The sequence below is a fragment of the Collimonas silvisoli genome (assembly GCF_018305005.1).
GTDB classification, from domain to species: domain Bacteria; phylum Pseudomonadota; class Gammaproteobacteria; order Burkholderiales; family Burkholderiaceae_D; genus Collimonas; species Collimonas silvisoli.
The window spans coordinates 1-19,868 of the sequence record NZ_JAGQEG010000040.1 but is presented as its reverse complement, the minus strand read 5'-3'; the positions used below and the strand labels follow the sequence as shown (position 1 = coordinate 19,868).

At 60.7% G+C, this 19,868-nt stretch carries 17 protein-coding genes; 13 read left to right on the top strand and 4 right to left on the bottom strand.

The features are described 5' to 3' along the window. Positions 1 to 236: 236 nt before the first annotated feature. The 5 genes from KHU33_RS12660 (at position 237) to KHU33_RS12640 (ending at position 4,107) form a co-directional block, all read left to right on the top strand. The gene (locus KHU33_RS12660) at positions 237 to 935 is read left to right on the top strand and encodes a 3-oxoacid CoA-transferase subunit A (RefSeq protein ID WP_211463353.1); all 699 of its coding nucleotides are present in this window, start codon (positions 237 to 239) and stop codon (positions 933 to 935) included. 24 nt (positions 936 to 959) lie between these two features. After that, on the top strand, positions 960 to 1,601 hold the full coding sequence (locus KHU33_RS12655) for a 3-oxoacid CoA-transferase subunit B (protein WP_211463351.1): 642 nt from the start codon (positions 960 to 962) through the stop codon (positions 1,599 to 1,601). A 54-nt stretch (positions 1,602 to 1,655) separates the two neighbouring features. Further along, positions 1,656 to 2,858 carry a 3-oxoadipyl-CoA thiolase gene (gene pcaF, locus KHU33_RS12650; protein WP_211463413.1) on the top strand — a complete coding sequence of 401 codons (1,203 nt, stop codon included), beginning with the start codon at positions 1,656 to 1,658 and terminating at the stop codon, positions 2,856 to 2,858. 90 nt (positions 2,859 to 2,948) lie between these two features. Further along, the gene (locus KHU33_RS12645) at positions 2,949 to 3,488 is read left to right on the top strand and encodes an isochorismatase family protein (RefSeq protein WP_211463349.1); all 540 of its coding nucleotides are present in this window, start codon (positions 2,949 to 2,951) and stop codon (positions 3,486 to 3,488) included. Between the two features lie 163 nt (positions 3,489 to 3,651). Next, a complete protein-coding gene (locus tag KHU33_RS12640; protein WP_211463348.1) occupies positions 3,652 to 4,107 on the top strand; it encodes a transposase in 456 nt (151 codons plus the stop codon). Between the two features lie 205 nt (positions 4,108 to 4,312). Here KHU33_RS12640 and KHU33_RS12635 read toward each other — a convergent pair whose 3' ends face one another. Together KHU33_RS12635 and KHU33_RS12630 are read right to left on the bottom strand one after the other, a co-directional pair. Further along, a complete protein-coding gene (locus tag KHU33_RS12635; protein WP_211463346.1) occupies positions 4,313 to 4,762 on the bottom strand; it encodes a ProQ/FINO family protein in 450 nt (149 codons plus the stop codon). A 206-nt stretch (positions 4,763 to 4,968) separates the two neighbouring features. Next, positions 4,969 to 5,919, bottom strand: a complete 951-nt coding sequence (locus tag KHU33_RS12630; RefSeq protein WP_211463344.1) for a helix-turn-helix transcriptional regulator — start codon at positions 5,917 to 5,919, stop codon at positions 4,969 to 4,971. Between the two features lie 125 nt (positions 5,920 to 6,044). Between KHU33_RS12630 and KHU33_RS12625 the strand changes: the two genes are divergently transcribed. From KHU33_RS12625 to KHU33_RS12600, 6 genes are all read left to right on the top strand, one after another. Continuing rightward, positions 6,045 to 6,692 carry a LysE family translocator gene (locus tag KHU33_RS12625; protein WP_211463342.1) on the top strand — a complete coding sequence of 216 codons (648 nt, stop codon included), beginning with the start codon at positions 6,045 to 6,047 and terminating at the stop codon, positions 6,690 to 6,692. 310 nt (positions 6,693 to 7,002) lie between these two features. Then, the gene (locus KHU33_RS12620; protein WP_211463340.1) at positions 7,003 to 8,322 is read left to right on the top strand and encodes an MFS transporter; all 1,320 of its coding nucleotides are present in this window, start codon (positions 7,003 to 7,005) and stop codon (positions 8,320 to 8,322) included. A gap of 10 nt (positions 8,323 to 8,332) precedes the next feature. Continuing rightward, positions 8,333 to 10,909, top strand: a complete 2,577-nt coding sequence (nirB, locus tag KHU33_RS12615) for a nitrite reductase large subunit NirB (protein ID WP_211463338.1) — start codon at positions 8,333 to 8,335, stop codon at positions 10,907 to 10,909. 10 nt (positions 10,910 to 10,919) lie between these two features. After that, a complete protein-coding gene (gene nirD, locus KHU33_RS12610; protein ID WP_211463336.1) occupies positions 10,920 to 11,267 on the top strand; it encodes a nitrite reductase small subunit NirD in 348 nt (115 codons plus the stop codon). Beyond that, complete coding sequence (locus KHU33_RS12605; RefSeq protein WP_230414230.1) at positions 11,264 to 12,529, top strand: NAD(P)/FAD-dependent oxidoreductase; 1,266 nt, start codon at positions 11,264 to 11,266, stop codon at positions 12,527 to 12,529. Before nirD ends, KHU33_RS12605 begins: the two co-directional genes overlap by 4 nt. Positions 12,530 to 12,541: 12 nt before the next feature. Continuing rightward, entirely contained in the window at positions 12,542 to 15,319 is a 2,778-nt protein-coding gene (locus KHU33_RS12600; RefSeq protein ID WP_211463331.1) for a nitrate reductase, read from the top strand. Between the two features lie 186 nt (positions 15,320 to 15,505). Here the strand turns inward: KHU33_RS12600 and KHU33_RS12595 are convergent, their stop codons facing one another. Both KHU33_RS12595 and KHU33_RS12590 read right to left on the bottom strand, forming a co-directional pair. Then, complete coding sequence (locus tag KHU33_RS12595) at positions 15,506 to 16,699, bottom strand: MFS transporter (protein WP_211463329.1); 1,194 nt, start codon at positions 16,697 to 16,699, stop codon at positions 15,506 to 15,508. A 45-nt stretch (positions 16,700 to 16,744) separates the two neighbouring features. Beyond that, entirely contained in the window at positions 16,745 to 16,939 is a 195-nt protein-coding gene (locus KHU33_RS12590) for a LysR substrate-binding domain-containing protein (protein ID WP_329956047.1), read from the bottom strand. A 205-nt stretch (positions 16,940 to 17,144) separates the two neighbouring features. Between KHU33_RS12590 and KHU33_RS12585 the strand changes: the two genes are divergently transcribed. Both KHU33_RS12585 and KHU33_RS12580 read left to right on the top strand, forming a co-directional pair. Then, entirely contained in the window at positions 17,145 to 17,624 is a 480-nt protein-coding gene (locus KHU33_RS12585; protein ID WP_211463327.1) for a nuclear transport factor 2 family protein, read from the top strand. Positions 17,625 to 17,723: 99 nt separating this feature from the next. Continuing rightward, positions 17,724 to 19,772: a M3 family metallopeptidase gene (locus tag KHU33_RS12580; RefSeq protein WP_230414229.1), complete on the top strand. Its 2,049-nt coding sequence runs from the start codon at positions 17,724 to 17,726 to the stop codon at positions 19,770 to 19,772. The last annotated feature ends 96 nt before the right edge of the window (positions 19,773 to 19,868 follow it).

The following is a 19,868-nucleotide window of genomic DNA, read 5'->3' as shown; positions in this document are numbered from 1 at the left end:
TAAGTTGCCATACAGTTGCCGCACAGCTGCCATGCGACGAGGCCGCTACGGATATTGCGCCCAAGAGGCATGGTCTGCGTGCAAGGCGCTGACTTGGCTTTACGCCCAGACGCAAGAAATCAGCGCTTGACAGTGTTCTGCCAGCTGACTATTCTTTTCAAATAAGTTCTTTGTACGAATATTTGTTCATTATAAGAACTTTATTTTATTTTTCAACTTAAATGTTCGTAAAAACTATGATTAACAAAATTATTCCTACGGTCGAACAAGCCCTCGCGAATATCCATGACGGCGCCACCATCATGATCGGCGGTTTCGGCGGCGCCGGCCAGCCGGCAGAATTGATCGACGCCCTGATCGAGCAAGGCGCACGCGACCTGGTCATCGTCAACAACAATGCCGGCAACGGTGAAACCGGACTGGCCGCATTGCTCAAGACAAAACGGGTGCGCAAGATCATCTGCTCCTTCCCGCGCCAGGCCGATTCGCAAATCTTCGACGGTTTGTACCGCGCCGGCGAACTGGAGCTGGAACTGGTCCCGCAAGGCAATCTGGCGGAACGGATACGCGCGGCCGGCGCCGGCATCGGCGCCTTTTTTACGCCTACCGGCTATGGCACGGAACTCGCCAAAGGCAAGGAAACCCGCGAAATCAACGGCAAGATGTATGTGCTGGAACATCCGATTCATGCAGATGTCGCTTTGATCAAAGCCGAGCGCGGCGACCGCTGGGGCAACCTGACCTACCGCAAGACCGCCCGTAATTTCGGTCCCATCATGGCCAGCGCGGCCAAGCTCACGATTGCCTCGGTGCATGAAATCGTGGAACTGGGCAGCCTTGATCCCGAGAGCGTGATTACGCCGGGCTTGTTCGTCCATAGAGTGGTGCAAGTGCCACGCAGTGCAACCGGCCCAGCGGGCTTCAAAGCAGCATAAAAATGCGTCTAAGAGAGAACACACATGAATAAATGGAGCAGAGAGCAAATGGCGGCGCGCGTGGCGCAAGACATCCCTGACGGCGCCGTGGTCAACCTCGGGATAGGCTTGCCGACGCTGGTGGCGAACCAGTTGCCGAGCGATCGCGAGGTTATCCTGCATAGCGAAAACGGCGTGATCGGCATGGGCCCGGCGCCCGCCAAAGGCGAGGAAGACTACGATCTGATCAACGCCGGCAAGCAAGCAGTAACGCTGCTGGCGGGCGGCTGTTATTTTCATCATGCCGACAGTTTCGGCATGATGCGCGGCGGCCATCTGGATGTTTGCGTGCTGGGCGCGTTCCAGGTCTCGGTTAGCGGCGACCTGGCCAACTGGCACACCGGCGCGCCGGATGCGATTCCCGCCGTCGGCGGCGCCATGGACCTTGCCATCGGCGCTAAAAAAACCTATGTGATGATGGAACACCTCACCAAAAGTGGGGAAAGCAAACTGGTCTCCGCTTGCACCTATCCGCTCACCGGCATCGGCTGCGTCAGCCGGATCTATACCGATCTGGCAGTGATCGACTTGACTGCGGACGGCGCCAAAGTGAGCGCCATCGTCGACGGCCTATCGTTCGAGGAGCTGCAGAAGCTGACCTCGGTGCCCCTCATCATGGCTTGCTGATACGCGGTTCTACGCAGATTAATTGATTTAGGAGATTTCATGTCTCACTCTTCCATGCACCACGCTTTTATTTGTGACGCCCAACGCACCCCCTTCGGCCGTTATGGCGGCGCGCTGTCCAGCGTCCGTGCCGACGATCTCGGCGCGATCCCCATCCGCGCCCTGATCGCGCGCAATCCGCAGGTCGACTGGCAAGCCGTGGCCGATGTCATCTACGGCTGCGCCAACCAGGCCGGCGAAGACAATCGCAACGTGGCGCGCATGTCGGCGCTGCTGGCCGGCCTGCCGCTGGAAGTGCCGGGCGCGACGCTGAACCGTCTGTGCGGCTCCGGCCTGGATGCGCTGGGCACGGCGGCGCGCGCCATCAAAAGCGGCGAGGCCGGCTTGATGATCGCCGGCGGCGTCGAGAGCATGAGCCGGGCGCCGTTCGTGATGGCCAAGGCCGAGAGCGCGTTTTCGCGCGCCGCCAAAATCGAAGACACCACCATCGGCTGGCGCTTCATCAACGCTTTGATGAAGCAGCAATACGGCGTCGATTCGATGCCGGAAACCGCTGAAAATGTGGCGGCCGAATTCGGCGTCGGCCGCGCCGACCAGGACCGCATGGCGCTGGCCAGCCAGATGAAAACGGTGGCGGCGCAAAACGCCGGCTATTTCGACAGTGAAATCACGCCGGTCACGATAGCCCAGAAAAAAGGCGAAGCGATCATCGTCAGCAAAGATGAGCACCCGCGCGCCACCAGCCTGGAAGCGCTGGCCAAGCTGAAACCGGTAGTCAGGCCGGACGGCAGCGTGACGGCAGGCAACGCATCCGGTGTGAACGATGGCGCTTGCGCACTGCTGCTGGCCAGCGAAGCCAGCGCCGCAAAATATGGCCTCACGCCCAAGGCAAGAATAGTCGCCATGGCGACCGCCGGCGTGGCGCCGCGCATCATGGGCATAGGCCCGGCGCCGGCGACGCTGAAAGTGCTGGCCATGACCGGCCTGCGCCTGGAGCAGTTCGATGTGATTGAACTGAATGAGGCGTTTGCCGCACAGGGATTGGCGGTGCTGCGCCAGCTCGGCCTGCAGGACGACGACCCGCGCGTCAATCCGAACGGCGGCGCGATTGCGCTCGGCCATCCGCTGGGCGCATCCGGCGCTCGCCTGGCTACCACGGCGGTGAATCAGCTGCAGCGGATTCAGGGCCGTTATGCGCTGTGCACGATGTGCATCGGCGTCGGCCAGGGGATTGCGGTGGTGCTGGAACGGGTTTAAGCCGGGCGAAAACCCGGCGCGATAGGTAGCACATGCAGCACATGCAGCGCGTGGTATAAAACAAGGTATCTCCATTTTGCCGGACCAGCCATGAGCTATCTATGCGACGCATCCCGTACAACGCTGATCATCGTCGATTTGCAGGAAAAACTGATGCCGGTGATCAGCGACGGCGCGCAACTCCTGCAACGTGCCGTGATACTGGCGCAGGCCGCGAAACTGCTGGACATCCCTGTCATCGGCACGGCTCAGCAGCCGCTGCGGCTGGGGCCGATTGTGGCGCCGCTCCATGCGCTGCTGCATCGGACCATAGAGAAATCCAGCTTCGATGCCTGTGCCAAGGCTGAATTCATGTCGGCATTGACCAACGGCAGAGATGAACTGGTCGTGCTTGGCTGCGAAGCCCACGTTTGCGTGTTGCAGACGGTGCTGGGTTTGCTGCATCGGCAACGGCGGGTAAAACTGGTCAGCGATGCAATCGGCTCGCGCAAGGCCGGCGACAAGATTGCCGCCATCGATCGCGCCCGCGCAGCCGGCGCCGAAATCGTCACTAGCGAAATGCTGATGTTCGAATGGATGCGCGATAGCGACCATCCGAAATTCCGCGAAATACTGAAACTGATCAAGTAGCCGAGCGCCATTCGTCATCTCCTTCATCGATTTGCCGATCTCGCCAGAAAAGACAAAAACGCAGGCATTCGCTGCATCAGGATTCAGTCATCCCTTATGTATTTTTTACTCGAAATGATCAAAAATAGTTCTAACAATTTGATCACCATCATCAAAGCGCGCTATGGATCTTCGAGAAGAGTATTGGCAAAGACTGAAACCATTGTTGCCTGGGGGAGACGCTGATCCAGGCGCCACCGGCCGCAACAACCGTTTATTCCTGCAGGCCATTTTGTGGATCGTGGAGAGCCGCGCCAAATGGTCGGCCTTGCCGCCGGAATTCGGCCGCTGGCAGACTTCCTATGTGCGTTTCATGCGCTGGAATCAAGCCGACATCTGGCGCCAGCTGGCGCATCATCTGAAGGACGACAGCGAGTTGCAGAAAATGCTGGGCGCGATTGTCGCGTTTGGCGACGAATACACCCGGCGCGCTGCGCAAAGGCAGGCCAATAAAGACAACAGGATTGCTTACAGTTCGATGCTGGGCAGAGTAGCCCAGCCAAAATCTTGTTCTCTGACCGAGGAAATTACGATAGCCAACGCCAGCCCTAACTGGGTCTGGCTGCTGACGCGTAAATAAGCCGGCCGCCGCCTTAATGCCGTTCAGTTAGGCGGCACGAATTCCCCTCCGTTGCGTCATTCCCGCGAACGCGGGAATCCATTTTCACCACCATACTCAGCAACCTGGATTCCCGCGTTCGCGGGAATGACGGGGCTGCCATATGGGGGAATTGCCCCTAACTGAACGGTATTACGGGCGCCGCCTGTTTATTTAGCCACGATTGTTAGCCACGATTGCGCGAAAACTTTGCCGTCAGCTGGTTCAGCTTTTCTGCGTGCAGGCGCGCCGCTTTTTCGGCGGCCTCCTGTGCTGCTTCGGCGGCGCGCTGGGCCTTGCGCTGTTCGGCGTTTTTCTTGAAACGTTCGCGCAGCGTTTCGGTAGCATGGCTGCGGTGGACTTCCGTCACTTCATCCGTGCTGTTGCCGTCGAGATCGAATCTGTGCGTCGCTTTCTCCATCCCTTTGAGATAACGCAGCGAGTTGGTATGCATGCCCAGCGCTATGCGCAAGGTCTTGCGATTGAGTTCAGGGGACAGCGCGATAAGTTGCTTGTCGACGCCGATGGCGAGCGGCAGGTAATCGCGAAATACCGCGTATTTTTCCTGGAGCTCCTTGAGCAGAACGCGTGCGGTTTGAACGGGGTTGGGACTGGATGCAACAGCAGGTGTATTCATTGACAACAAAAGCAGTGTGTTTTAGAACGCTCAGGATATCACGGAGATGCCTCCAAGCCCTTGCCTCAGCCAGGTTTTCCGGCCCGAGGCGACGTTTTTCTTCGGCTTGTTGCTCTACAGAGAACCACGAAGCTGCGAATTGGCATCGCACGCAGTCTACCGCGCACTGGCGCGCCGACATACTGTCAATCTTGGCAGGCGTCGCATTAATTCTCTGATAGCGCTAACAGTCTTTCGGCGCAGACCCGGACCGCGTTGCGCAATTCAGGCGGATGACGGATCTCAAATGCGAAGGGCAGCCGCGCCAGCTGCCGGGCAAACCAGTCGAGGTCGTCGGACTGGTTATGGACCAGAACTCCGTCCGCCGTTTGCTCGAAGATACCGATGGCGTCGAACAGGTGATCGCGGGCTGACTTGAGATCGGTCTTGAGCAGCACTTCGATGGCGAACGCCCGCGGCATGGTGGCTACCGAAAACGCCAGATGCGCCAAAGCGTCGAAATCGGCCGGCCGGGTAAAGCTTTGCTCCAGCAGCTGCACCTGGCGGATACGATCGAGCCGGAATGAACGCAATGCCTTGCGCAGATGACACATGCCGGCCACATACCAGCGGCCGCCGCGGTAGACCAGGCCATAGGCGTCGAAATCGCGCTCGCTATCGTCGCCGCTGGCGTTGCGGTAATGCAGATGTACCCGCTGCCTGTTTTGCGCCGCCGCGCTCAGCGTTACCAGGGCGGCGTTGTCCGCCGGCGAGATGGCTTGCGACAGATCCAGTTTGACCGTCTCGTCGACGGCGCTGACGCGGCGTTTCAGATTGGCCGGCATGATCCGCTCCAGCTTGGCCTGGGCGCTCGCCACCGCCGGCGCCGCCTCGGCCAAGCCCAGGCTGCGCGCTGCCAGCAAGCCGATCGACAAGGCCAGCGCCTCGTCGTCGGTAAACATCATCGGCGGCAGCTTGAAGCCGGCCATCAATGCATAACCGCCATGGCGTCCGCGATCGGTGGTGATCGGAATCCCCATTTCTTCCAAGGTCACGATATAGCGGCGCAGCGTGCGGCCGTCGACTTCCAGGCGCGCGGCCATCTCGGCCCCGCTCATCCGGCCGTGGGTTTGCAGCAGTTCCAGCACTGCCAGCACGCGTGTGGTTGGGTGGTACATGCTCCGCAGGATAATTTATATATAGGGCGGATTATGTCCTAAATCTATCTTATCTTCGATTCCAGCAACAAAAGATGCAAGCCAACCATGGCCGAATTTTGTTGCAGATCATTAGGAGACACAACATGCATCAATCCATCAATCTCTGGCTTTACTTTCTGATCGTGTTCGGCGTCATCGTCTTGCCCGGGCTGGATATGGCCTTCGTGCTGGCTAGTGCGCTGGTCGGTGGCCGGCGCTCGGGCCTGGCGGCGGTGGCCGGCATCGTCGCCGGCGGCGTCTGCCACGTCACCATGGGCGCGCTGGGCCTGGCTGTGGTGCTCAAGCTGTGGCCCGGCTTGTTCAATCTGGTGCTGCTGGCCGGCGCTGCTTATATCACCTGGATCGGCTGGTCGCTGTTGCGCAGCGAGCATGGTTTCCACTTCACCACGTCGACGCCAGGCCAGGCTGTAGCCAAGGCGAATGCAACCACCTTTTACCAAGGCATGCTGACCAGTTTGCTCAACCCGAAAGCCTACGTCTTCATGCTGGCGATATTTCCGCAATTCCTGAAAATCGACGCCGGCCCGATCTGGAGCCAGGCGCTGGTGCTGTGGCTGATCACCGCGTCTACCCAGGCCGGCGTGTACGGTGTGATTGCCATCCTTTCCAGCCGTACCCGCGGCTGGTTCGAAGACAATCCGCGCGGCAGCCTGATCACCGCCCGCATGGTCGGCGGACTATTGATTGCTGCCGGGATATTTACCGGAATCGAGGGGTGGCAGGCAATCTAGCCGAGCTGCGGCTGACTACCGCACCGAAATAGAATGCAGTGCACCATTTTCACGCAAAAATCCTGTCAAGTGCGCTGCAACAGCGCGGCGGATAATTGTTTTTCTTACTTTTAAAATAAATAAATCGTTTTAAATCAACGGCTTACACATTTGGCACAGTGTTTGCTTTAGATCAGGTCACAGGATCAACGGCGATCCGACCTTTTCTTACGCAGGTCCAACGATGGATCTGTTGGACAACGGCGTCCTCTTGGCTTGACCACTCTGTGGTTGGGCCGAGAGGACGCCTTTTTGTTTTTAGAGACAAAAAATGGCAAACAAAGCGACCAGTATCCAACTCTTCAGCCTGCGTACACCGCAGATGCGCGCCTTTCATCTGACCTGGATGGCGTTCTTCGTCTGTTTCTTCGCCTGGTTCGCCTGCGCGCCGCTGATGCCGCTGATCAAGGGCCAGCTCGGGCTGAGCATGGCGCAGATCGCCAATATCAATATCGCCGCGGTGGCGGTGACGATACTGGTGCGCCTGCTGGTCGGTCCGCTGTGCGATCGTTACGGCCCGCGCAAGACTTATACCGGCTTGCTGCTGATCGGCGCGCTGCCGGTGTTCGGCGTGGCCCTGGTGCAGAGTTATGAGAGTTTCCTGTTCTTCCGCCTGTGCATCGGTGCGGTCGGCGCCAGTTTTGTCATCACGCAATATCACACCTCGGTCATGTTCGCCTCCAACGTGGTCGGCACCGCCAACGCCGCCTCGGCCGGCTGGGGCAATGCCGGCGGCGGCGCGGCGCAAGCCTTGATGCCGCTGCTGGTGGCGGCCATGCTGATGATGGGCGTCAGCGAGACCATGGGCTGGCGCTTGGCGTTGCTGGTGCCGGGCGTGTTGATGCTGATCATGGCGGCAGTGTACTGGCGTTACACGCAGGATTGCCCGCAAGGCAATTACGCAGATTTGCGCGCTCGCGGCGTTGCCATCGAAGGCGGTAAAAAGGGCGGCTGGGCCAGTTTCCGCGCCGCCAGCGCCAACTACCGGGTGTGGCTGCTGTTCATCACCTACGGCGCTTGTTTCGGCGTCGAGATTTTCATTCATAACATCGCCGCCATCTATTACGTCGACCACTTCGGTTTGTCGCTGAAAGGCGCAGGCATGGCGGCCGCCAGTTTCGGTTTGCTGGCCCTGTTTGCGCGTGCGTTGGGCGGCTGGCTGTCCGATAAGGCGGCAACCCGCGGCAACCTGGACAGCCGTGCGGCCTTGCTGTTTGTGCTGATGCTGGGCGAGGGTCTCGGTTTGCTGTGGTTCGCCCACGCCGGCAGCGTGGCGCTGGCGGTGGTGGCAATGCTGACCTTCGGCCTGTTCACCCACATGGCTTGCGGCGCGACTTATGCGCTGGTGCCGTTCATCGATCGCAAGGCGCTCGGCGGCGTGGCCGGCATCATCGGCGCCGGCGGCAATGTCGGCGCGGTGGCTGCCGGCTTCCTGATGAAAGGCCTGGGCGACACCCAGCAGACGCTGACCGTACTCGGCGGGCTAGTGGCGGTCTCGGCATTGTGCGCCATCGCGGTGCGTTTCAGTCCGGAGCACAAGGCGCAAGAGCAAGAGTTGCACAACGCTGCATTGGCCACTAGAAACGCTTAAGGAAAGCACCATGAAAATCATCGTCATCGGTCACGGCATGGTCGGCCACAAATTCCTGGAATGCCTGGCGGAGGCCGGCACACCAGGGATCGCAGTCACGGTGCTGTGCGAAGAACCGCGCCCGGCTTACGACCGCGTCCATCTGTCGGAATTCTTTGCCGGCAAATCGGCGCGGGATCTGTCGCTGGTGGCGCCTGGCTTTTTCGAAGGCAACCGCCATATCGAACTGAAGCTGAACGCCAAGGCGCAACTGATCGACAGCGCTGCCAAGACCGTCACCGTTAATGTCAGCGGCGCGGTTGAAACACTGTCTTACGACAAACTGGTGATCGCTACCGGTTCCTATCCCTTTGTGCCGACCCTGGCCGGCAACCAGCGCAAGGATTGTTTCGTCTATCGCACCATCGAAGATCTGGAAGCGATGCTGGAGTGCGGCAAGCGCTCGCGCAGCGGCGTGGTGATAGGCGGCGGCCTGCTTGGGCTAGAGTGCGCCAAGGCATTGCGCGACATGCAGCTGGAAACCCATGTGGTCGAATTTGCGCCGCGCCTGATGGCGGTGCAGGTGGATGAAAGCGGCGGCCGCATCCTGCGCCAGAAAATCGAAGAACTGGGCGTTACTGCGCATACCCAAAAGAACACCTTGGAAATCGTCGACGGAAAAACCGGCACGCATCGCATGAATTTCGACGACGGCAGCCATCTCGATACCGACATGATCGTGTTCTCGGCCGGCATCCGGCCACGTGACGAGCTGGCGCGCGACAGCGGCCTCAAGGTCGGCGAGCGCGGCGGCATCGTGATCGACAACAGCTGCCGCAGCTCCAATCCGGACATCTATGCGATCGGCGAATGCGCTTTGTGGAACGGCAAGATATTCGGCCTGGTCGCACCCGGTTACGACATGGCGCGCATCGCCGCCAAGCATATGCTGGCTGAATCCGACGTTGCCGCCGATGCCAGCGCGGCCACCCCGGAATTCACCGGCGCCGACATGAGCACCAAGCTCAAGCTGATGGGCGTTGACGTCGCCAGCATCGGCGATCCGCACGGCAAGGAAGCCGGCAGCCGCTCCTATCAGTACACCGACGAACGCAGACAGATCTACAAGAAAATCGTCGTATCGGAATGCGGCAAATACCTGCTGGGCGGCGTGATGGTGGGCGACGCCAGCGAATATGGCACGCTGCTGCAGATGATGCTCAACCGCATCGAGCTGCCGGCCTCGCCGGAATTTCTGATCCTGCCGCAAGCCGACGGTCAAGCCAAGGTGGGGCTAGGAGTCGACGCCTTGCCGGAGACGGCGCAAATCTGCTCTTGCAATAATGTCTCGAAGGGCGATCTGTGCGCGGCAGTCAGCGCCGGCGCCACCGACATCGGCGCCTTGAAGAGTTGCACCAAGGCCGGCACTTCCTGCGGCGGTTGCGTGGCGTTGGTGACGCAGATCATGAAGGCGGAGATGAAGAAGCAGGGCATGGCGGTCAACAACCATGTCTGCGAGCATTTTCCCTATTCGCGCCAGGAGTTGTTCCACCTGGTGAAGGTGGGCCAGATCAAGACCTTCGGCGCCTTGCTGGAACAGCATGGCAAGGGCCTCGGCTGCGATATCTGCAAGCCGGTGGCGGCCAGCATCCTGGCTTCCTGCTGGAACGATTTCGTGCTGAAAAAAGAACACGCCAGCCTGCAGGATTCCAACGACTATTTCCTTGGCAATATCCAGAAGGACGGCACCTACTCGGTGGTGCCGCGCATGGCCGGCGGCGAAGTCACGCCGGACGGTTTGATCGCGGTCGGCCAGGTGGCCAAGAAATACGGTTTGTACACCAAGATCACCGGCGGCCAGCGGGTCGATTTGTTCGGCGCTCGGGTCGAGCAATTGCCGCTGATCTGGGAAGAGTTGATCGCTGCCGGGTTTGAATCCGGCCATGCCTACGGCAAATCCCTGCGCACCGTCAAATCCTGCGCCGGCTCGACCTGGTGCCGTTATGGCGTCGACGATAGCGTCGGCCTGGCAATCGAACTGGAAAACCGCTACAAGGGATTACGGGCGCCGCACAAGATCAAGTTCGGTGTTTCCGGCTGTACCCGCGAATGCGCCGAGGCGCAGGGCAAGGATGTCGGCATCATCGCTACCGAAAAAGGCTGGAACCTGTATGTCTGCGGTAACGGCGGCATGAAACCGCGCCACGCGGAACTGCTGGTGGCCGATCTGGACAAAGCGACCTTGATCAAGACCATCGACCGCTTCCTGATGTTCTACATCCGCACCGCCGATCGCCTGCAGCGCACCAGCGTCTGGCGCGACAACCTGGAAGGCGGCCTCGACTACCTGAAGCAGGTAGTGGTGGACGATAAACTGAACATCGCAGCCGAACTGGAAGCCGACATGCAGCACGTGGTCGACACCTATGAATGCGAATGGAAGCACGCCGTGACCGATGCCGAAACGCGCAAGCGCTTCCAGCATTTCGTCAACAGCGACCAGGCCGACAACAACGTGGTGTTCATGGAAGAGCGCGGACAGATCCGGCCGGCCACGATTGAAGAACGCAAGCGCATAATTATTCCGATTGCTGTCGAAACCGCTTAAGGGAAACACCATGCACAACGATCGCCAAAGCAGCAACTGGATCGCCGTTTGCCCGCTGGAAAATATCGTGCCGAATACCGGCGTCTGCGCGCTGGTCAACGGCGAGCAGATCGCCGTATTCCATGTGATCGACGGCGAGCATCGCGTGTTCGCCATCGGCAACTACGATCCGAACGCCGAGGCCGCGGTATTGTCGCGCGGCCTGATCGGCAGCCTGGGGGAACGCATCGTAGTTGCTTCGCCCATCTACAAACATCATTTCGATTTGCAAACCGGCGAATGCCTGGAAGCGCCGGAGCATTCCGTGAGCGCTTATCCGGCCCGCATCAGCGATGGCAAGGTCTGGATAGGCGTATGAGCATTAGCAAGAAAACGGCAGCGACAGCCGGCGCGCCATCGAAAGCCAACAAGCCATCGCTGGTGGTGATCGGCAATGGCATGGCCGGCATGCGCACGGTGGAAGAGCTGCTCAAGCTGGCGCCGGACCTGTATGACATCACCGTGTTCGGCGCCGAGCCGCACGGCAATTACAACCGCATCCTGCTGTCGCCGCTGCTGGCGGGCGACAAGAGCATGGACGACATCATGCTGAATACGCCTGAATGGTATCGGCAGCACGGCATCACGCTGCATGCCGGCGATCCGGTGCTGAGCATAGACCGCCATCGGCGCATCGTCCGTTCGCGCGCCGGGGTTGAACTGCGCTACGACCGTCTGCTGCTGGCGACCGGCTCCAAGCCTTTCATCATTCCGGTGCCAGGCCATCAACTGCCCGGCGTGATCGCCTTCCGCGATATCCAGGATGTCGAAACCATGTTGACGGCGGCGCGCAACCATCGTCATGCGGTAGTCATCGGCGGCGGCCTGCTTGGCCTGGAGGCCGCCAACGGCCTGATGCGGCAAGGCATGGATGTGACCGTGGTGCATGTCATGGACAGCCTGATGGAAAGGCAGCTCGACAAGTCGGCGGCAATTCTGTTGAAGAAGGCGCTGGAACAAAAAGGCCTGCGTTTCTTATTGAACGCCCAAACAGCTGAAATCGTCGGGACAGAACAAGTGACTGCCGTGCGCTTCAAGGACGGCAGTGAAATCCCGGCCGATCTGGTGGTGATGACCGCCGGCGTCCGTCCCAATATCGAACTGGCGCAGCAAGCCGGCCTGCATTGCGAACGCGCGATCGTGGTCGACGACACTTTGCAGACTTACGATCCGCGCATCTATGCGGTCGGCGAATGTGTGCAGCATCGCATGGCGACCTTCGGCCTGGTGGCGCCGATCTGGGATCAGGCGCGGGTCTGCGGCGCCCATCTGGCCGGCGCCGGCCATCGGCGCTATGTGCAGCAAGCCACCGCCACCAAGCTCAAGGTCACCGGCGTCGACCTGTATTCCGCCGGCGATTTCATCGGCAGCGAAGGCAGCGAAGACCTGGTGTTGCGCGATCCGCGCCGCGGCATCTATAAACGGCTGGTGATCAACGGCCCGCATATTGTCGGCGCGGTGCTGTATGGCGACGTCAAGGACGGCCCCTGGTATTTCGAGATGATCCAGAGCCGCACCGATATTTCGGCCTTGCGCAGCCAGTTGCTGTTCGGCCAGGCGCTGTGCGCCCAGGCCGCCTGAGCGGGAGCGCGCATGAATTCCGTCCCCACTTTTCCCCTGGTTGCGGCCGGCCAGCTGGCCGGCAAGCTTGCTGAAAAGCCGGGCGGCACGCAGACTACCTGTCCGTATTGCGGCGTCGGTTGCGGCGTGCGCGCCACCTTGCGCAGCGACGGCCAGGTTGACATCGCCGGCGACGAAACCCATGCTTCGAATTTCGGCCGCTTGTGCGTCAAGGGTTCTGCGCTGGGTGAGACGGTCGATCTGGACGGGCGGCTGTTGTATCCGCAGATGCGAGTTCAGCAAGATGATCCACAGTCCTTGCAGCGCGTTTCCTGGGATGCGGCGTTGGATAAAGTCGCCCATGGTTTCCGCAAGATCATCGACCAGCACGGCCCGGATGCGGTCGCGCTGTATGTCTCCGGCCAGTTGCTGACGGAAGACTATTACATCGCCAACAAGCTGATGAAGGGCTACATCGGCAGCGCCAACATCGACACCAACTCGCGCCTGTGCATGTCGTCTGCCGTGGCCGGCCACAAGCGCGCTTTCGGCGCCGACCTGGTGCCGGTGTGCTACGAAGACCTGGAGCTGGCCGATCTGGTGGTGCTGGTCGGCTCGAACACCGCCTGGTGTCATCCGATCCTGTTCCAGCGCATCGCCAAAATCAAGGAGACGCGGCCGCAGATGAAGCTGGTGGTGATCGATCCGCGCCGCACCGCGACTTGCGAACTGGCCGATCTGCACCTGCCGCTGAAAGCTGGCAGTGATGTCTGGCTGTTCAATGGCTTGCTTAGTTTCCTGGCGCGCCACGATATCGCCGACGCCGGTTTTGTCGCCGCGCATACCAATGGTCTGGACGCAGCGCTGGAAGCAGCGGAGGTCGACTGCGCCGATCCAGCAGCGGTGGCAAAAATATGCAAACTTGATCCGCAGGACTTGCTGACCTTTTACGAATGGTTTGCGGCCAATGAAAAAGTCGTCACTGCTTTCTCGCAAGGCGTCAATCAGTCGTCCTCCGGCACCGACAAGGTCAACAGCATCATCAACTGCCACTTGCTGACCGGCCGCATCGGCAAAGCCGGCATGGGGCCGTTCTCGATCACCGGCCAGCCGAATGCGATGGGCGGCCGCGAAGTCGGCGGCCTGGCGAACATGCTGGCGGCGCATATGGATCTCGATAATCCCCAGCATCGCCAAACCGTGCAGGATTTCTGGCAGTCGCCAAGCATGGCCGCGCGGCCCGGCTTGAAGGCGGTCGACTTGTTCCAGGCCATCGAAGCGGGCCGCGTCAAGGCGGTATGGATCATCGCCACCAATCCTGTCGTCAGCTTGCCGGACGCCGACCAGGTCCAGCGCGCGTTAGCGAAATGCGAGCTGGTGGTGGTCTCCGACATCATCGAAAAAACCGACACCAACGCCTTTGCCCATGTCTTGCTGCCGGCCATGGGCTGGGGTGAAAAAGATGGCACGGTCACCAGCTCCGAGCGCCGCATCTCGCGCCAGCGTGCTTTTCTGAAGGCGCCGGGCGAGGCCCGCGCCGATTGGCAGATCCTATGCCAGGTGGCGCAGCGCATGGGTTATCAGGGTTTTGCATTCAGCGCGGTACACCAGATATTCGACGAACACACCCGCTTGAGCGCCTTCCGCAATGGCGACGCCTTCGGCCAGCGCCGGGCGTTCAACCTGGCCGGCCTGAGCGGTCTCGATCAAGCCGGTTTCGATGCCTTGCAGCCGGTGCAATGGCCTATCGTCACCACCGCCTCGGGTGAAAAACGGGGTACTGCGCGCCTGTTCGCCGACGGCCGATTTTCCCATGCCGACGGCAAGGCGCGTTTCGTCGCCACGCCGCCGCGAGCGCCGCAGCACGCCCCCGACGATGAATATCCGATGAGCCTGAACACCGGCCGCGTGCGCGACCAGTGGCACACCATGACGCGCACCGGCAAGTCGCCCAAGCTGGCCGACCATGTGCCGGAATCTTTCGTCGACATGCATCCGCAAGACGCTCTTTTGTACGGCGTGCGCGAAGGCATGCTGGCGCGCGTGTCGACCCGTTGGGGTGCAATGGTGGCGCGGGTGCAGCATGGCGGCGGGATTGCCCGTGGCAGTATTTTTGTGCCGATTCATTGGAATGGCCAATCGGCTTCCGATGCACGGGTGGGAGCGCTGATCAATCCGGTGGTCGATCCGGTTTCCGGCGAACCGGAATTCAAGCACACCCCGGTGCGGGTCGAAGAATTCCGCGTGGCCTGGTACGGTTTCGTGCTGAGCCGCAGCCGCCCGCTGCTGGACGATGTCACCCACTGGACCCGGATCCAGGGACGGCGCTTTAACCGTTACGAGCTGGCCGGCCGCAGCCCGATTGCCGATCACGGCGCCTGGGCCGCCAAGCTGCTGGGAGTCGACGCCGCCGACGCCGACTGGCTGGAATACGAGGACGCCAGCGCCGGCGTCTATCGTGCCGTGCATGTGGTCGATGATTGCATCGACGCCTGTGTCTTCCTGTCGCCGCGCCCGGATCTGCCGTCGCGCGCCTGGCTGGCCAGCCTGTTCATCAAGGAAAAGCTGGAAGACGCCGACCGTGTCGGCCTGTTGATCGGCCAGCCGATCGAGAAAGGCGCCGATACCGGACCTACTGTGTGTTCGTGTTTTTCGGTTGGCCGCAATACGATTTGCGATGCGGTTCGCAAGCAGGGTTTGAGCAGCGTGGCTGAAGTCACCGCTTGCTTGAAGGCCGGCGGCAACTGCGGTTCTTGCGTGCCTGAGATCAAAAAACTGTTGTCGGAGATTCTGGTCGAAGAAACGTCGTAAGCAACTGCCGCCGCCTATCCCAGCGGCGGCGTGCTCAGGCGCGCAGCCCAGTTTTCAACCCGGCCTAGCGTCAATCGCTGTTGCGCCAAGCTGCGCCAGCCTTGCGATAAAGAGGCCAGGGCAGCCACTGCGGCCAGTATATAGAGAAGGGCGCCTCTTTCGTCAAACGGAAAAATCAGGCAAGCGTTAATTGGTTCTGCTGTCCGTTTTGCCGGCTCCGGCAAACCACCAGACGAGCAGGCCGGCTGCGCTTAGTTCGGCGCCTGTCATCGAGACCCCGAACCAGCCGGCGTAGCCGTACATGGATGTCGAGAGCACCGAGCCGCAAGCGCCGCCGATGAAATAGCAAGTCATGTAGCCGGCGGTCAGGCGATTCCTGGAATCCGGGTGCAGATGATTGATGACGCTGAGATTGGTGACGTGGATCGCCTGCACCATCAGATCCAGCAGCAAGATGCCGGCGATCAGGCCAAGCAGCGAGCTTTTGGCAAACAGCAGCGGCAGCCACGACAGCAGCAACAGAGCCAGGCCGATGGTGGTCGAGCGGCCGGCATGGCCGCGATCGGCCAGCCGTCCGGCGTGCGAAGCGGCCATGGCGCCGGCGGCGCCGACCAGGCCGAACAAGCCGATGGTGCCGTCGGAATAATTGAATGGCGCGGCTGCCAGCAAGAAGGAAATCGAGGTCCACAGCACGCTGAACACGGCGAAGATGATGGCTCCCAGCAGGGCGCGGATGCGCAGCACCGGTTCCGCCGCGAACAAACTCAGGATCGAGACCAGCAAGCGCGGATAGCTGAGATGCTGCGTCTGCTGATGGCGCGGCAAAGTCCTCCCCAGCACAGCCGCAGTGACGATCATCAGCGCGGCGCCAAACCAGTACACGGTCTGCCAGCCGCCCAGCGCCGACAAATAACCGGCCACGGTACGCGCCAGCAAAATGCCCAGCAGCAGGCCGGTCATCACATGGCCGACCACCTTGCCGCGCTCATGCGGCGCGGCCAGCGTGGCGGCAAACGGCACCAGCACTTGCGACACCACCGAAAACAAACCGGTCAGCGCGGTGCCTATCAAGACGAACGCCAGGCTCTGTGCGGTGGCGGTGATCAGCAGCCCGCAGGCCGACAGCAATGTCATCACGACGATCAGTCTCTTGCGCTCGACCATGTCCGCCAGCGGCACCAGCAGCATCAAGCCCAGCGCATAACCGAGCTGGGCCACGGTAACCACCAGGCCGGCGCTGCCGTTGGAAATGCCAAAACGGGCGGCGATCGTATGCAGCAGGGGTTGTGCGTAATAATTGCTGGCCACCGCGACACCGGTGGCGATCGACATCATGATCACCAGGCCGGGACTGAGCTTGGCGGATTGTGCTTGTGCCATGTTGAAATGCCTATAAAAAATCAAGCCGCCACTTTATCCCTTATCTCAACGCAGCGCTTTGTCGGCACGTAAACTAGCCACCAGCAGGTCGACAAAATTTCTTACCTTGGCAGACGCCAGCCGTCCTTCGCGATGCAATACATGGATAGGCACGCAGGCAGGCTGATGATCCGCCAGCACGATCTGCAACTGGCCGGAATCCAGATAAGGCGCGATCTGGTAAGACAGCAGCCGGGTCACGCCGCAGCGGCAAAACTCTGTTCTTCGGCTACCGTCACGAACACGCTCATCAGGTGAAACCGGTCCATTATTGAATTCCAGTCAGAGGAAAAATGAATTGCATTCTATGATCATTCTTTATTTCAGTGGAATTCCGTAAAGTACAGGCTTGCCTGGCGCAAGCAGCCTGCAACATCCATTCATAGCCCAACCAAGGAGCTCTACCATGAGTCAAACCAGCGAAGCCCGTCCGCCATTTCCACCCTTCACCCGCGAGACGGCGATACAGAAAGTCAGGATGGCGGAAGACGGCTGGAACAGCCGCGATCCGCAACGCGTGTCGCTGGCGTATACCGTGGACAGCATCTGGCGCAACCGCCACGAATTCCCGCAGGGGCGCGAGCAGATCGTGCAGTTCCTCACCCGCAAGTGGGAGCGCGAGCTGGATTACAGGTTGATCAAGGAGTTGTGGGCCTTCGACGGCAACCGCGTCGCCGTGCGTTTCGCCTACGAATGCCACGACGCCGCCGGCAACTGGTACCGCTCTTACGGCAACGAGAATTGGGAATTCGATGAAAACGGCCTGATGCACCGGCGTTACGCCAGCATCAACGACCTGCCGATCAAGGAAGCGGAACGCAAGTTTCACTGGCCGCTGGGGCGGCGTCCGGACGATCATCCGGGATTGAGCGATCTGGGTTTGTAAGGTAGCGGGGATGGACCTGGCTATCTGAAGTAGCGTCGCGTAAAAAGTTTTCCGTACGGCTATACAATGGCGTTCTCTTCTTTAGTCCGGATGCTAGCCATGACAGATACTCAAGCCATCAACCCGCTGCTGCAAGACTGGAATACCCCATACGGATTGCCGCCTTTCGATCTGGTCAAGGCCGAGCATTTTGTCCCGGCTTTTGAAGTGGCGCTGCCGGCTCATCTGGCTGAAATCGATGCGATTGCCGGCCAGTCCGCGGCGCCCGATTTCGCCAACACGTTAGCCGCCTTCGACGCCTCGGGCCGCTTGAACAGCCGCATCAGCCTGCTGTTCGAGAACCTGACTGCGAGCGAAACCTCACCGGCCCTGCAAGCGGTCGAGGTCGAACTGGCGCCGCGATTGGCGGCGCACAAGAATGCGATTTATCTGCATGCCGGCCTGTTTGCGCGGATCGCGGCGCTGTACGCAAGGCGCGCCGAGCTTGATCTGGATCCGGAGCAACTGCGCTTGCTGGAGCGTGTGCATCTGGATTTCGTGCGCGCCGGCGCCAATCTGCCGCCGCAATCGCGGGCCCGCTACAGCGCCTTGATGGAACGACTGGCAGCCTTGAGCACCGAATTCACGCAAAACGTCCTGGCCGACGAATCCAGTTTTGCCCTGCTGCTGGAAGACGAAGCGGCACTGGCCGGCTTGCCCGAATTCCTGCGTGCTGCGGCACGCTCGGCGGCGCAGCAGCGCGGTCTGCCGGAAAACAGCCATGTGATTACGCTGTCGCCATCGCTGGCCGAACCGTTCCTGACATTTTCCGACCGGTGCGATCTGCGGCAAGCGGTGTGGCAGGGCAGGGTAGCGCGCGGCGCTCACGCCGGCGTGCATGACAATCGCCCGGTGGCCGCAGAAATCATGGCTTTGCGCCAGGAACAGGCGCAGTTGCACGGTTATCCGACTTACGCCGATTACCAGCTGATCGACCGCATGGCCGGCAAGCCGGAAGCGGTCTCGGCGTTGCTCGGCAAGGTGTGGGAACCGGCCAAGGCCAAAGCCGCCGCCGACCGTGCCGCACTGACCGAGATGGCGCGCAGCCTGGGCCAGCCGACGCCGATCGCCGCCTGGGACTGGCGCTACCTGGCCAAGAAAGTCAGGCAGGCGCGCTACGATCTGGACGACGCCGAGCTGAAGCCCTACTTTGCGCTGGAAAACATGATCAACGCCATGTTCGACTGCGCCCAGCGCCTGTTCGGCCTCAGCTTCGTCGAGCAGCACGGTGTCGCCCTGCATCACGCCGACGCCCGCCTGTGGGAAGTGCGCAATCGCGACAACGCCTTGATCGGCCTGTTCATCGGCGATAATTACGCCCGCGCCAGCAAGCGCAGCGGCGCCTGGATGCATATCTTCCGCAGCCAGTCCGGCCACAACGGCGGCACGCTGCCGGTGGTCATCAACAACAATAATTTCGCCAAGGCCGATGTGACCTTGCTGAGTTTCGACGATGTGCGCACCTTGTTCCATGAGTTCGGCCACGGTTTGCACGGCTTGCTGTCGCAGGTGAAATACGAACGCCTGGCCGGCACCCAGGTGCTGCAGGATTACGTTGAACTGCCTTCGCAGATTTTTGAAAATTGGGCGGAAGAAGAAATCGTGTTGCAGCGCCACGCCCGTCACTACCAGAGCGGCGCGGCGATGCCGTTGGCTTTGCTGGAAAAGCTGAAGCGGGCACGCCAGTTCGACCAGGCCTGGGCCACCATCATGTATGCCGGTCCGGCCCTGATCGATATGGCTTTGCACTCGCTGCCGAACGGCAGCGCGGTCGATATCGCCGCCTTCGAAGCGCAGCAGTGCGAACTGCTGGGCGTGCCGCAAGACATCGGCCAGCGCCATTATCTGTCGCACTTCCAGCATTTGTTCAGCGGCGCCGATTATGCGGCAGGTTATTACGTGTACATGTGGGCCGAGGTGCTGGACGCCGATGCCTACGACGCCTTCATCGAAGCCGGCGATCCGTTCGAACCAAAGATCGCCGAGCGCTTGCAGCGCTACATCTACAGCTCAGGCAACAAGCAGGATCCAGCCTTGGCGTTCCGCGCATTCCGTGGCCGCGATCCGAAGGTGGAGCCGATGCTGGCTAAGCGCGGCTTGATTGGATAAGTAACTTAGGGCCTGTTAACAATTGATTTGTGAGTGCGAACGCGCGGCAGGCGACGCCTGCAGCCGTTCCCGAAGGGTTCCAACCAAAACGTGCGC